At 50.0% G+C, this 14,044-nt stretch carries 13 protein-coding genes; 4 read left to right on the top strand and 9 right to left on the bottom strand.

From position 1 onward, the window contains the following. Positions 1-91 precede the first annotated feature (91 nt). Positions 92-511 (bottom strand): hypothetical protein, encoded by a 420-nt coding sequence (locus BN7444_RS05235; protein ID WP_068456718.1) that lies wholly within the window; start codon positions 509-511, stop codon positions 92-94. A 439-nt stretch (positions 512-950) separates the two neighbouring features. Between BN7444_RS05235 and BN7444_RS05230 the strand changes: the two genes are divergently transcribed. From BN7444_RS05230 to BN7444_RS09570, 4 genes are all read left to right on the top strand, one after another. Then, on the top strand, positions 951-1,856 hold the full coding sequence (locus BN7444_RS05230) for a selenium metabolism-associated LysR family transcriptional regulator (RefSeq protein ID WP_068456715.1): 906 nt from the start codon (positions 951-953) through the stop codon (positions 1,854-1,856). A 3-nt stretch (positions 1,857-1,859) separates the two neighbouring features. After that, positions 1,860-3,257 (top strand): L-seryl-tRNA(Sec) selenium transferase, encoded by a 1,398-nt coding sequence (gene selA, locus BN7444_RS05225; protein ID WP_218016012.1) that lies wholly within the window; start codon positions 1,860-1,862, stop codon positions 3,255-3,257. Positions 3,258-3,261: 4 nt separating this feature from the next. Continuing rightward, positions 3,262-5,154, top strand: coding sequence for a selenocysteine-specific translation elongation factor (selB, locus tag BN7444_RS05220; protein ID WP_068456712.1), 1,893 nt, complete (start codon positions 3,262-3,264; stop codon positions 5,152-5,154). A gap of 91 nt (positions 5,155-5,245) precedes the next feature. Further along, positions 5,246-5,380: a hypothetical protein gene (locus BN7444_RS09570; protein WP_281189482.1), complete on the top strand. Its 135-nt coding sequence runs from the start codon at positions 5,246-5,248 to the stop codon at positions 5,378-5,380. A gap of 295 nt (positions 5,381-5,675) precedes the next feature. Here the strand turns inward: BN7444_RS09570 and BN7444_RS05210 are convergent, their stop codons facing one another. The 8 genes from BN7444_RS05210 to prdC all read right to left on the bottom strand — a co-directional run bounded on the left by BN7444_RS05210 (position 5,676) and on the right by prdC (position 14,031). Next, positions 5,676-5,909: a 2-hydroxymuconate tautomerase gene (locus tag BN7444_RS05210; RefSeq protein WP_281189481.1), complete on the bottom strand. Its 234-nt coding sequence runs from the start codon at positions 5,907-5,909 to the stop codon at positions 5,676-5,678. A 165-nt stretch (positions 5,910-6,074) separates the two neighbouring features. Continuing rightward, a protein-coding gene (locus BN7444_RS05205) for an IS3 family transposase (RefSeq protein ID WP_135122032.1) occupies positions 6,075-7,228 on the bottom strand; the annotation gives its coding sequence in 2 pieces (ribosomal slippage) (positions 6,075-6,944 and positions 6,947-7,228; 1,152 coding nt in all). 104 nt (positions 7,229-7,332) lie between these two features. Further along, a complete protein-coding gene (locus BN7444_RS05195; RefSeq protein WP_068456703.1) occupies positions 7,333-8,577 on the bottom strand; it encodes a glycine/sarcosine/betaine reductase component B subunit in 1,245 nt (414 codons plus the stop codon). Positions 8,578-8,636: 59 nt separating this feature from the next. Continuing rightward, entirely contained in the window at positions 8,637-9,362 is a 726-nt protein-coding gene (gene prdB / locus BN7444_RS05190; protein WP_068456700.1) for a D-proline reductase (dithiol) protein PrdB, read from the bottom strand. 24 nt (positions 9,363-9,386) lie between these two features. Continuing rightward, positions 9,387-9,812 carry a CBO2463/CBO2479 domain-containing protein gene (locus BN7444_RS05185; RefSeq protein ID WP_068456697.1) on the bottom strand — a complete coding sequence of 142 codons (426 nt, stop codon included), beginning with the start codon at positions 9,810-9,812 and terminating at the stop codon, positions 9,387-9,389. 3 nt (positions 9,813-9,815) lie between these two features. After that, on the bottom strand, positions 9,816-11,585 hold the full coding sequence (prdA, locus tag BN7444_RS05180) for a D-proline reductase (dithiol) proprotein PrdA (protein WP_068456694.1): 1,770 nt from the start codon (positions 11,583-11,585) through the stop codon (positions 9,816-9,818). A gap of 624 nt (positions 11,586-12,209) precedes the next feature. Beyond that, the gene (locus BN7444_RS05175) at positions 12,210-12,683 is read right to left on the bottom strand and encodes a glycine/sarcosine/betaine reductase component B subunit (protein WP_068456691.1); all 474 of its coding nucleotides are present in this window, start codon (positions 12,681-12,683) and stop codon (positions 12,210-12,212) included. A 25-nt stretch (positions 12,684-12,708) separates the two neighbouring features. Beyond that, positions 12,709-14,031, bottom strand: a complete 1,323-nt coding sequence (gene prdC / locus BN7444_RS05170; RefSeq protein WP_068456688.1) for a proline reductase-associated electron transfer protein PrdC — start codon at positions 14,029-14,031, stop codon at positions 12,709-12,711. Positions 14,032-14,044: the final 13 nt, after the last annotated feature.

The raw sequence follows: 14,044 nt of genomic DNA, 5'->3' as shown, positions 1-14,044 counted from the left end.
CTTCGTCAATATTGCGCCTGATTTTTCTATAGCCGTTTCTATAGGTAAATAAATCAGCTCACAAATTTGATCTATTCGCTCTGATATTGAATCAACCGTAAACCGGGAAGGAGATTTCGATGTTTTCGCCTTTGGCGATCTTTAATGTGGCATAGCCGGTAACCACGGGTTGTGCCCCTGCGGGAACCGGGGTAATTTCCATAGCGGCCGGTGCATCGTCTTCATCGACGACTTCCGCTTCTTCTGCCGCACCGGGTTCAGGAAGATCTTCCAAGAGATCCTTGGTCAAGGGGGTGAGGGAGTCGACGGTTTCTTTTAATTTTGCGCCGAGGACTTCGCCGATGGTTAAGGTTTCGTCGGTGATTTCCAAAAGACCGGAGTCTTCCAAGTCGGGGAAAATGCCCGGGTCTTCCAAGATGGAAGCTTCGACCAGTGCGCCGGCTTCGAAACGGCAGCAGGTTACCGCCGGATCATCTTTGTGTTGCATTGCAGTTTCTTGAGTAATAGACATAGTTGCCTCCTTCATTATTTCCTTGGGCCGACATAGCCCGCTCTCAAACAGTTCCGACCGGAAAGGAAGTTTTTCCTGTCGTCGAATTGATTATAGCAACTTTAAAAAAAGAGGTCAAACGGCATTCCTTCGGAAATATCTGTTAAAATACTTTATTTTTGCCTTAGATTATGCGGGAAAACCAAAATTATTTTCCCTCTTCTTTCCTGCAAAATCTCTCCGATCCCCATGCGCTCGCCTTTCTTCCCCATTTCTTTTCCTCGAGGGCGAAAGACATTATTTATAGGCATCATCCTCTTATTCGAAATAACGATAGGGTACTATAAAATAAAATCTGTGATAAAATATGCTTATAGATAATTTATCAGACTTGCTGCAGTCTTCTATTTTATCATCCAGGCCGGCTAGGGTACGGCAATAAGACGACCGGGAGGAATGTATGGATTTTAAACAGATTAGTGCTTTTGTCAATGTGGTGAAATATAAGAGTTTCTCGCGCGCGGCAGATGCGGCTTTTTTGACGCAACCGACTATCAGCGCCCACGTCATCAGTTTGGAAAAGGAACTGGGCGTGATTTTAATCAATCGCAATCGCGGCGAGGCCATTTTGACGGAAGAAGGCAAAAAACTTTACAGCTACGCCGTGGATTTAATTAACACGCGGGACGAAGCTTTAAGGGAAGTAAAGAGGGAAGTGCGGGAGGATGTGGCCGGCGTTTTATCTATGCAGGTCTCTTCCGTTATCGGCGAATCCTGGCTGCCCGGGCATTTGCTCGGCTTTCGCGAAGAGCATCCCTTCGTGCGCTTTTTCATCGACCAGTCGGACAGCGACATCGTAGAAAACAATTTGCTGGCCGGCCAAGGGGATTTGGGCTTTTTAGGAAAAAAACCCAATGCCGCCCTGGGCTCGGAAAAGGTGCTGACGGATCCCTTGGTCTTGATCTGTCCGAAAAACGAAAAATACATGGCCATGCATAAAAAGGATACTTCTATTAGTATTAAGGAAATCATCGGCGAAAATTTTATTTGGCGGGAAGAAGGCTCCGCCACGCGGCGCCAATTCGAAAAGGAAGTGGAAAAGCTGGGCTACTCCTCTTACCAATGGGGCATGAGCGCCCTGCTCACCCACATCGAATCCATCAAAAAGTGCGTGGAGTACGGCTTGGGGATTTCCGTCATTTCAAAAATCTCCGCCTACGAAAATTACGAGGCGAGAAATTACTTAATTTTTAAAATTAAAGAGTTGCACATGACGCGAGATTTTTATATGGTATGGAATAAGAACACAGCCCTGTCCCTTCCGGCACAGGAGTTCAAACAATACATCCATGAAAAGGCGGAGTAATCCATGAAATTAACCATGAAAGAAAAATCCACGTTCCTGCGGCAATTGCCTCAGGTCAACGACGTCCTGGAAAGTTTAAAGGCCTCGGAAAAAGATCCCGTGGCCTTAAAAGATGCGGTGAGGCTGGCATTGGAAGGCATTCGCTCAGATATTAAGGCTGCCGAAGACGAGGCCACCTGCGCCGCATTGGCGTCTATGGAGGAAATCCATCGACGGATCGACAATCAAATTGAGCGGCAAATGACGCCGAAGTTGCGCCCGGTCATTAACGCAACCGGCGTCATTTTGCATACGAACCTGGGCCGTTCCCTTTTAAGTCGCCGTGCCATCGATAATGTCGATAAGCTCACGGCATCCTACGCCAATTTGGAATACGACATCGACGCCGGCAAAAGGGGCAGTCGCCACAGCATTTTACAGGAGCTGGTGAAAGACATTACCGGTGCGGAAGATGCCATGGTGGTAAACAACAACGCCTCGGCGGTGCTCCTCGCCATCAGTGCCTTAACTGACGGCGGCGGCGTGGTGGTCAGCCGGGGCGAGCTGGTGGAAATCGGCGGCTCCTTCCGCGTGCCCGAAATCATCGAGCTTTCCGGCGCACGACTCATGGAGATCGGCACCACCAACAAGGTTCATGCCTACGACTACGAGCGGGCCGCCGATGAGGAAGACGCTCAGGCGATTTTAAAGGTCCACCGCAGCAATTTTAAAATCGTGGGCTTTACAGAAGAACCGAGCCTGGAAGAGCTCCGGGACATCGCCCACGATCGGGGCCTGCCCTTTATCTACGATTTAGGCAGCGGCCTCATGCACGAATTGAGCGACGTGGGCATCGACGAGCCCACGGTCTCCGACGCCTTAAAGGCCGGCGCGGATCTGGTGCTTTTCAGCGGCGACAAGCTTTTAGGCGGGCCCCAAGCGGGGATCGCCATCGGCAAGAAGGAATACATCGCCCGCATGAAGCGCCATCCCCTGGCGCGGGTGGTGCGCATGGACAAAATGAGTTTTGCCGCACTGGAAGCCACCATGGAAAGCTACCGCAATCCCATGACAGCGCGAAGAGAAATTCCCGTCCTCGCCATGATTACCAAGCCCGTGGAGGCGATAAAAGCCGAAGCGGCTTCCCTGGCCGAGGAATTAAAGGCCATGGGCTATGACACGAGGGTGGAGGCCGACCGCAGCCAAATCGGCGGCGGCTCCTGCCCCGGCGAATACCTGGACACCTTCGTCACCTCCCTCGCCCATCCCGAAAAGAGTGCGGCGGAAATCGAAGAAGCCCTTCGCCACTGGGAAATTCCCATTATCGCCCGCATCGCCAAAGACCGCGTGCTCCTCGACCCCCGCACCCTACAGGAGGGAGACCGGGCGCGTATCTTGGACGCCTTTTCACAGCTGAGGTGATTTTATGAAAAACGTCATCGTCGGAACCGCCGGCCACGTAGACCACGGCAAGACCACCTTGCTCAAGGCCATGACCGGCGTGGATCTGGATACATTAAAGGAAGAACAAAAGCGGGGCATTACCATTAACCCGGGCTACAGCACCCTGAAAAACGATCGGGATCTGGACATCGGCATTATCGACGTGCCCGGCCACGAAAAATTCGTCCACAACATGCTTACCGGCATCGGCGGCGTGGACTTGGTCCTGCTTCTGGTGTCCGCCGAAGAAGGCATTATGCCCCAAACCCGGGAGCACTTTGAAATCGTCAAGGCCCTGGGCGTGGAAAAAGGCATTGTGGTCCTCACGAAAATCGACCTGGTGGACAAGGAACTGGTGCCCCTCATCGAAAACGAGGTGAAGGACATGGTGAAGGGAAGCTTTTTGGAAGATGCGCCCCTCATCCCCGTCTCCGCCTACACCGGTGAAAACATCGACTTGTTAAAGGAAACCCTCCTTGATATGGCGGAAACCTGCGAGGAGCCGGATCACGAAAAGGCCTTAGCCCGTTTGCCCATCGACCGGGTCTTTTCCGTGGCAGGCCACGGCACGGTCATCACCGGCACCTTGGTGGAAGGCTGCATCGAAAAAGGCGACCTCCTCATGCTCTACCCCGCCATGAAAGAAACCGCCGTCCGTTCCATCCAGGTCCACTCCAAAGACGTGGACGCCGCTTACGGCGGACAGCGGGTGGCGCTGAATCTGACCCTGAAAAAAGACGATATCGAAATCGGCGACGTCCTCGCCCCGAAAGACTCCCTTCCCGTCACGGAGCAGGTGGACGTGGCCGTCACTATGTTCGACTCCACGGACCGAGTCATGGAAAATTCTTCCCGCGTTCACATGAACTACGGCAGCGGCGAAGTCATCGCCCGCATGATTCTTTTCGGCATCGACGAGTTGAATCCCGGCGAAAAAGCCTACGGCCAGCTGCGCATGGAAGAGCCCATTCCCCTGCGCACCGACGATCCCTTCGTGCTGCGCTTCTTCTCCCCGGTGATCAGCATCGCCGGGGGTCGGGTCTTGGAGATTCGACCCAAGCGCCACAAGCGGCGTGATCCCGAAGTGGTGGAGGTGCTCAAGCAAAAAGAAGAGGCGGACGATGCCATCCGCGTGGCTCTGGCCCTTCTTGAAAACCGCTACCGCTACCTGACCGACCGCGCCCTCGCCCTGTCCTTGGGCTTTACAAAGACCCGCTGGGACGAGGCCATGGAAAAGCTCTTGGCGGAGAAGACGGCGGTGCCCCTCACCGACGAGATCTGCGCCCACAAAGACGTCATCGAAGGCGTCTTTGAAAGCGCACGTGCCATTCTGTCTCGCTACCACGAGGAATTTCCCCTGGAAACGGGCATGCCCAAGCAGGCCTTTCGCCAACAGCTGACGGAGACGGAACACGCCAAGGACGACAAACTTATCGAAGCCTTTATCCGCACCTTCTACGATCAAAAGCGCCTGGTGGACCACGGCATGCGCGTGGAAGAGACGGGATTTACCGCCACCCTCACCCCGGAACAGGAAAAGCAGTGGGAATCGGCGGAAACCATCGCCAAGCGCGGCGGCTACGAAGGCGCCACAGGCGACGATCTAAAGCGCATCGGCAAGAAATACGAACAGATTTTAAAATTTATGACGGAAACCGGCGCCCTCATCGCCCTGCCTTCCGGCTATGTCCACAAGGACTACTGGGATAAGGCCGTGGATACGGCCCTCGCCATGATCGACGAGGCCGGCGAGCTGAAACTCGGGGATTTCCGCAACGCCCTGGACACCTCGCGGAAATACGCAGTGGAGCTCTTGGAAGAAATGGACCGGGAGCAAATCACCGTCTTTAAAGACGGCAAGCGCATCAAGGCCTAAAGTTTTCTATTGCCCCCCCAAAATAAATAATGTATAATGAATGAAAGATATCGTTTCTTTTACGAAAGGTCCCATTTTTTACAAGGAGGCGATGATAATTCATTTCGTTTTAATGGCGGGCTTTATCGTCCTCGCCCTCGTCCTTTGTCTCGTCATCCTCTTGATTCACCGGCTTTCCGCCGACGAGCGGGACAGAAAAGACCAAAGGAAAAATCATCAAGATTGAATTTCACAAAATAGGTAACACTTTCATTCAAGGAGGGATAGTATGGTACAAGGACTCGGTCTACTCGTTTTAATCGCTCAAGGAGCTTTCGGTGTCGCCGCTTTCGTCCTTATCGTCCTCTTGATCCGCCGGCTTCTCGCCGACGAGCGGGACAGAAAATAAGATCGAGAAACAAAACATCAAGACGACAAGTAAATCATTTCATAAGACGCCTGCGGGCGTCTTTTTTATTTTTCCCACGAAAAAATCGGGCAAGTATCTGCCCGATTCTTCTTGCGATGCGTTTCGCCTCGCCTTATGCTTCGTTGTAGTAATCGCTGCGCTTCATATCTTGAAAGACCACGTGGATGTGTTCCTTCGGTGCGCCGGCGTGTTTGTGGACCGATTCCACAATTTCCTTTGCAATCTTTGCCTTGGCTTCGTCCGAGCGGCCTTCGACTAATTCGACGTGAATAAAGGGCATGGTAATTCCTCCTTTTGCCTTAATATCTTCTCCATTTATTATAAATCGCCCCGCCCGTCGGTTCAAGTTGCCTGAAACCCCTTTGGCTGTGTTTTTCTATAAGGTTGATGAAATTAGATCCGAACACAGAAAAAGGCGCAGCCATTTCTGCGCCTTTTTCTTCTCGGACCCCAAGGGGATGTGAGGTTGAGGGATCCGAGTGGAATGGCAACAGTTTTTTGGACACTTTTGTTAAGGTGTCGCTCGAACGACGGGCTTGCTTTTTATACTCTCTCTTTCTCGGTATGCGAGAGGGGTCATGTTTTCAAGGCTTGTATGTCTTCGCTCGCTGTTCCACCATTGAATATAACTGCTGAGTTTCTCTCTTAAGTCATTCAGGCTTTGAAAGGTTTCTCTCTCTAAAAATTCTGTTTTGAAGCTCTTAAATATGTTTTCTGCCACGGCGTTGTCATAGGGATTGCCGGGGCGACTCAGCGAGCGTTTGATGTGGTTGGCTTTTAAGAGGGCACGTATATGGTTGTTATCGAATTCTTTCCCTCGGTCGGTATGAAAGCAGCCGATGGCTTCTAGTGGGTAAGGGATGGTGTCGAATGCTTGTTGTATGAGGGCAGAGTCGCGACGTAAGCCGCAGGAGTAACCGATGACTTCGCGATTGAAAAGATCGGTGATGGCACAAACGTAGGCCCAGCGCTGATGGATGCGAACGTAGGTCAAATCAGAAACGATGACTTCCAACGGCTGACGTTGACTGAATTCGCGGTTGAGCTCGTTGTGTATTTGCTCTTCGTTTTTCTTTGACGGATGGTGTTTGTACTTTGCTTTGGTGTAAACGGAAACCAAATGAAGCTTCTTCATAATGGCGCGAATTCGTCGCCTGGAGGCGACGATGTTTTCCGCTTCTAATTCACTTTTTATCTTGCGTGCGCCATAGACGTTGCGACTTGCACGAAAAATGGCACGGACCTTGATCTCCAGGTCGATCGCATCATCGGAAAGAGCTTTCGGCCGGTAGTAGTAGGCGGAACGGCTGATACCTAATACTCTGCAAAGCGCTGATACCGGGTATTTGTGTTTTAAACGATCGATGACGTATCGTTTTTCTCCGCAAGTATCAGCGCGGCCTGCTTTAAAATGTCATTCTCCATCTTGAGCCGTTGAATCTCTTTACGCAATGCAATCTTTTCCTGATCCGATTCACTTAACGACACCGTCTCTTTGAAGGTACCGGTGGTGCGGAATTGGCTAACCCAGCGGTCAAAGGCGGAAGGAGTTAATGAGTATTTCTGAATGATCTCTTGTCGGCTCATGCCTTCTTCATAAAGATCCACCACGTGCTGCTTAAACTCGTCTGAAAAGGCTCTTCTTTTTCTAGGTGCTTTGTCCATTTGATCCTCCTTGTTGATCATAAGATACCACACCTTAAGGAAACTGTCCTAATTATTGTAGCCTATCCAGAGAATGATCCGATTTTTTATCCTATTCTCATGTTTTACAGTAAGGTGTGCAAGACACCGTCTCTACATTGATTCGGGGTAACAAAGAAGGGAATATTGTTGCAGTCCCTGAGCAGCCGGGAATCGATGTATCCGGCGGGCTCTTTAGGGAAAACGGAACTGTCGTACATATTCCCCAGCCCCGAAGTGATCTTGACGAGAAGCACGCGGGGCTTGCCCGGGCGCTCCGTGTCGTAAAATTCTTCTTTTTCCGAACGCATGGACTGCAGGTCTTTTAATTCCTTTCGAATTTCATCCACGATGCGATCCGTGCTCCGGTGGGCCGCTTCTAAACCCTCTGCCGTGCGGCCTTCGCCGGGCTCAAAGAGATAATCGATGTGGAGAATGAAATCATCCGACGCCGGCGTACCCGCTTCATTAAAGGCAACTTGTTCTTTTAAAATTCCTTCCGAAGAACCGATATTTGAAGGTTGAAAGCCGGTTTCCGCTTCGACGCCGGTCATCATCACCGTAATGCCCGTCAGGCAGTGGGTGATGCCCCGGCCCAAGACGCCGCGATTTTTTACGGCGATGGGCGAAAAGTCCAAATTCGAATTGACAAAGCCGTCCACATCGCCCGGTTGTAAGAACTCAATATTGATGGCTCGAATGCGACTCTCCGTCTCGACGATGCGGGATTCGATGTCCTTACGAAGGGTCAAATGGCCCCGCTCGATGGAGGTCGCATCGCCAAATCCCACCGAGGTGATGTGGAAATTTTTCTTTGTGAGGCGATGTTTTTTTACGGGCTCGCCGGTGGCTTCAGCGGGAAGTTTGCCTTCTCTTTTTAATTTAAGTTTCAACAGAGCTACGGCTTTTTTTGCATCCAGGTCGGTGACATTGTTTTGGCCGACCATGCAGGTTTCGTAGCCGGAGGCTTCTTTGTTAATGTCCACAATGGTGTCCACGTAATTGTTCGTGGCCACCAGGCGGCCCTGTTGACCTAAATAGCTGATTCCCACAGAGGGAATGCCCCGCTTGCCCAACTGTTCGATGACATTGACAAAATCCAGATGGTGGTTTCCCCACCCATCGATGGCGACGATGGCGCCGTCGATCTTTAATGCCTCGGCCAGCTCGCCGGTCCGAATGGCGGTAAAGACTTTGTCGTCAAACACTTCGCTGACACCATTGATGATGATGCCCGGAAAATCCAAATCGTCGTCTTCCGACAGACGCTTGGTCACCGGACAGCGATAATGGTGCAGTGTGGTCATTTTGATGCTAGGTCCTAAACCCATGCTGAGCCCCTTTCTAAAAAAAGGCTGCCACAATTGTGACAGCCTTTCTTTTTAAACCATCAGACGTTGTGACGATATTCGTAGGGCAGCATCTTGGTTTGGTTATAGCTCGGGCAGTCGCGTACCCATTCAAGGGAGTCTTTCAAAATACCCATTTGCATTTCCACATTGTTCGGTTCACCGGCATTGGATCCGATGGGCACGTGGGCTGCAGCGATGCGGGGTGCACCTTGTTGTCTTGCGATGGGCGGAAGGGCTGCGATAACGACACAGCTCATGCCTGCTTCTTCACAAGCACGGGTAACGATGGTAGCCGAACGGTGGCAAGTACCGCAACCGCCGGTACATAATACGACGTCGACACCTTGGTCTTTTAATTTCTTTGCGATTTCAGGGCCGGTTTCTTCGCGGAATTTTTCTACGTTTCCGCCGCCGCCCATGAAGGTGTAGGTTTCTTCCGGCAAGGAACCGATGAAGCCTTCTTCTACCAATTCATGGAGACGGTCGATGGGGAACATGGCGTTAACGTCTTTGTTAATGTCCGAGTTGTCGAAACCGCCGTGGGTAACCATGAGTTCGCTCGAGGGGGTGTCAAAGGGAATCGTGCGGTAAGAGTAGTCACCGGATGTGTTAAAGGGTTTGTCCTTTTTATTGTGAATACCACCGGCGGTAATAAATGCTACTTTACATTCGCTAAGGGGCTTTTTCAATTCGTTGAAAATCGCTTTAGGAATAATCGGAACGAAAATTTCTGATCTTAATCCTTCCACTGTCTTTAAAGTCATTTCAGTCCTCCTTCATAACTTGCTTTAATCTGTAATGACTTGCGCTTTGCTTAGATAAAATTCGACGGGTAGTCCTTCTTCTAATACCACATTGGTAATCATGGTGCGTCTGGGCACGCGAATCCAACCGAGGTCACGGTTCATTTTGACTTCGATGGCCGTATCGTTGACTTCGCTTATGACGCCGCTAACGACACAAGGCGCAGGTTCTTCTTGATTCAGCAGATCGTACACGTCGTTATCGAAAGGCGCATCTTGGACAGTGATATAGCTGTAGTAAAAGGTCAACTTTCGGTTGCGCTCAAACTCCTCTATATTTAAAATCATGTCCTTGCCAATGACCAAGACGCCCAATCTGCCGCTCAAGTGAATCTTTAACTTGTCGCCGTCGATGGAATCAAATTGTTTAATTTTACCCGTTACCTTGACCGGTTGAATCTGATACTTCATGGCTTAGTGATCCGTACCGCTTTCGACAAGTTTGCTTTCAGGTAAACCTAAAATCTTGTTGTTTTCATTGATAACGGCATGGTTCCATTTCTTTTCGGCAGGAAGAACTTTAACGCCTTCGATTTTGTTCTTAAGCATTTGGATAGCTCTTGCAGCGACTTCCGGCGTAATACAGTTACATCCGGCGATGTCGTTTTCGAATCCGCCTGCGTCCAAGTTTTCTTCGACCATGGCATCGGCAAATTCGTTACCGACGACCAATTGACCTTGGTAGGCACAGAAGGATACACCGACGACGGGAATGCCTCTGGAGCCGGCTTGACCAATGTGTTCGACGAAGTCGATGTGGTTGTTGCCGAAACCTTCGGTGGTAATAATTACGCCGTCTAAGGACAGGGAGTCTAAAGTCGATCCGAGACGTTCAGAAACCCACATTTTTTCGTCATTTACTTGGGGAGAACCGACCAAGCAAACCCCGACTAAGTCGATTTCGTCGTCTTCAGCTAAACCTTCGATGAGTGGTTCACGAATATAGTGACGGGTCATTTCTTTCGTTGCCGGCCCGATGCAGGTTAAGGCGTGAACGGCACCGTCTCTGATTTCATTGGAGTTTAATACGAGGGGAACGTTACCTAAGTCGACGTTCATACGGCCGCCTGCAACGCCACAAGGTTCATTAGGGCACAAGCAGTTATCGTGCATAGCGCCTTGGCCCATGATTTCCTTAACGAGGAGGATACGGGGTTTGCCCGGGTGACGGACGTCTTCGCAAACTTCTTCTTTCACAACTTCGCCTTCGTAATCTTTCAATTCATTACGAACAGCTTGGATGATGTGGTCTTGGCATTTGTGTGCAGCCAAGGGACCCGGTCTCGTCATACCGGTTAAGCGTTGTACCACGGCATGGCAACGAATGATGATGTCGTTTTCGTCTGCACAGCCCGGGTGACCGAAGAACATTTGCTCATCCAGGTAACCTTCGGAAGAACCGAATTCGTGGATTTGAACGCCGTCTTCATCGACACCGGTCAGCATAAATACGGCGCCGTCGACGATCTTGGTAACGCCTTCGCCTAATTTGCCTTCGATCTTCGTAGCGATGGGCACGACGTCCATAATGGTTTCCGTTTCAACGTGACGGTTGTCGGGATGGATAACGTCGAGTTCCAAGCTCTTAACGAGAACGTCTTCTTTAAGCGCTTCTTTTACGATATTCTTGTCAATGGTAATAACGCCGTCTTTAATGGACGTTTCGTTGCCGATCTTTGCATCGGTGATCTTAATATGCTTTTTGACGAGCTTATGGAGTACCTTTTTTTCGCCAACTACAGGCGCAGCTCCTCCGGCGACAGCACCTTGTGCACCGCCGGCTAATACGGGAACTTCAAGCTTTAATCCGTCAAATTTTTCAGCCTTGCCGATTTCAATACGAATCATGCCGCTTCCTCCTACGGGATCTTGAGTCATAGTTGCTTTTTCTTCTGCTGCCGGTTTTTCTTCCGCTTCAGCTTTTGCCGGTTCTTGAACTGCGTCAAGCAAATCGGCAGTAATGGAAACTAACGCATCTGCATCTTCCAGAAGCGTTGCGCCTAAAACTTGTTCGATGGTCAAACCGTTGTCGGACAGTTCGATTAAGCCCGCATCAACCATGTCGGGGAACAAGCCGGGATCTTCCAAGTTATCTGCAGAAATCTTCGTACCCTTCGGAGTACGGCAGCAAAAAACAGCAGGATCTTTTAAATGCGCTTGTAGTTGTTCATTGGTTAGTGACATTTACAGCCTCCTTCAGTCCTAAAAAATAGGATAAGAATATGTCTACTTACGCAAAGACTAGATGAGCCTTTGCAGCCATTGCGATAAACAATCGTGCTATACATCCAAAGAGGCATCTTTCGACGAAAAAAGCCAATGGTTTTTTACGGATCCTTTTAAAAAACCTGTGTCGTGGAAAGCGTCGTACCAAACACCTCCCCGACCCTTCACAATAAATTGTTTGGTCGACAAGATGCACATCCGATGTCCGCCCGAAAGCCCTTTTTTATCGCTCTGTCATGACTACATCATAACAATCAGTGCAAACTTTAGTCAATAATTGTATGGGCGTATTAAAATATTCTACAGAAACCGAAGAGTTATTCGTTTTTCTAATCTATATGCTTATGTGATTTATCTATCAGTGTTTTCCTGCGCATTCCCCAAAACCGTTGCAGGCAGCGGACTTGAAAGTTCACGTGATTTTCACATTTTCATTTTCTCTCTTTTTGTCATTTGCATTTTTCCCCTTATCTCTTTGTCTATCGGAAGAATCAATAAGCCTTGTCAATCTTACCTTGCCCATTTCAACAAAGAAAAAGAGCACAAAAAAAGAACCCGACATCCAGCCGGGTTCTCATTTGTTTACTTGCGACCTTCTTTTCGAATTTTTAATTTCAAAAGGGCCACGGCTTTTCGAGCGTCCATTTCGTCGACATTGTTTTCGCCGACAACTTCCGTCTCGATGCCTTGTTCTGATTTGTTAATATCCACCAGCGTGTTCATGTATTTGTTTTTAACGACAAACGACGCTTGTTTTCCTTGGAATGTGACGCCGACAGTGGGAATGCCGCGCTTACCCAGTTCTTCCCAGGTATTGGCGAAGTCCACGTGGGAGTTGCCCCAACCGTCTGCGGAGAGGATGACACCGTCGGTGCGCATGCCTTCAATCCAGGAAGCGGCGCGGGTACCGACGAAGTACTTGTCTTCGTTATCTTGGGGCGTGCCTACAATGACGACGCCTTGAAAATCGATGTCAGTATCTTGACCCAGGACATCCACCATCGGGTCCCGGAAGTGGTGTAAACTAGTCTCTTTTGTCGAAGGACCTATACCCATAGTCTCCTCCCTTTCTTTTTGTTAATTAAAGGATGCTTTCGTCGAAAATACGGATCAACGGACGGCCCATGGTTCTGAGGGGCGTGTCAGTTGCGTGGTGTACTTCGAGGCCGGCCTTCGGTGCCGATGCCATAACCGTGTTGGTACAGTCGGAGCAGTGACCGATGAGGACGGATTCGCAACCTTGTTTCTTAAATGCCAAAATGTGTTCTGCTTGACCCGGGCAGTTTCCGGGGTCTTTGCACTTGTAGGTGCCGTTCTTTTGTTCGACGGCATTCTTGCAGACGCGGTAATCGATGGGCTCTTGGCCTAAGGATTGAGCGATTTCATACAATCTTTCCTTGCAGGGACCGCAAGCACATTGAATGATGCCCATGGGGCCTTTTGCCTTTTCGAAGGGTTCCGTTGCGGTAACGCCGCCGTATAATTTGTAGATGGCGTTGTTTTCTTTGTTGCGACGACCGGTGTAGGGTCCGCCGATTAAGATTTCGCCGATGGGCTCATCCAAGCCGCCGAAATCTTCGATAATATCGTCGATCATCATGCCGTAGGGAATGTGAATAACTTCCTTGTCCCCTTTGTTCTTGAATTTCTTGAACTTGCCGGCGATGGTGACGTATTTGTCGATACAGGGTTTTAAGTCGTTGACGGCGTGAGCGATAGCGCAGAGAGTTTCTACGTTAAAGACCACGGCGTCGGCTGCTGCAGGGAGTCCTCCCGGGGGGATCAAAACATTAATGGTGTCGCGAACCAAAGCACGTTCTTCCCCTACGGGGTAGATGTTGCGAAGAGGCAGCACGCGAATGTCTTTAATGCCCTTTTCCTTTAAGATGCCGTTAATATGTTTGATTTCTTCTTTGTGTTTTAACTTAATACCGATAATACCCTTGTCGGCACCGGTTGCTTCCATAGCGATACGCATACCGTCTATGAGAGCGTCGGTTTCTTCCATGATTTGGGTCATGTTGTGTTCGAGGATCGGTTCACATTCAGCTGCGTTACAGAGAATGAAGCCGCCCTTGTGTAAATCCGTGCCCAATTTCACGTAAGCGGGGAAGCCTGCGCCACCCATGCCTAAAATGCCGGCGCGACGTACGGTTTCGGCTACGTCTTTGCCTTCTTCCAATTTGACGTAATCGTCAGATGTATCGGTTTGTTCGACGATGATGTAATCTTCTTGTACGTCGACAACCTTGCCGGTTACGGATGTGTGCAGCGGTACACTTAATTTTTCCGGTTCGTAATCGGCGATGACTTGGCCGCGCTTAACTTCGTCACCTTTTTTAACGCAGGTAACCGGGGGAGCGCCGACGCCTTGCTTCAGAAAATACTTGAACTGTCTTCCCATTTCTACAACTCCT

It is taken from the genome of Peptoniphilus pacaensis, assembly GCF_900088125.1.
Lineage (GTDB): Bacteria > Bacillota > Clostridia > Tissierellales > Peptoniphilaceae > Aedoeadaptatus > Aedoeadaptatus pacaensis.
This window is presented reverse-complemented; position numbering and strand designations above follow the sequence as displayed.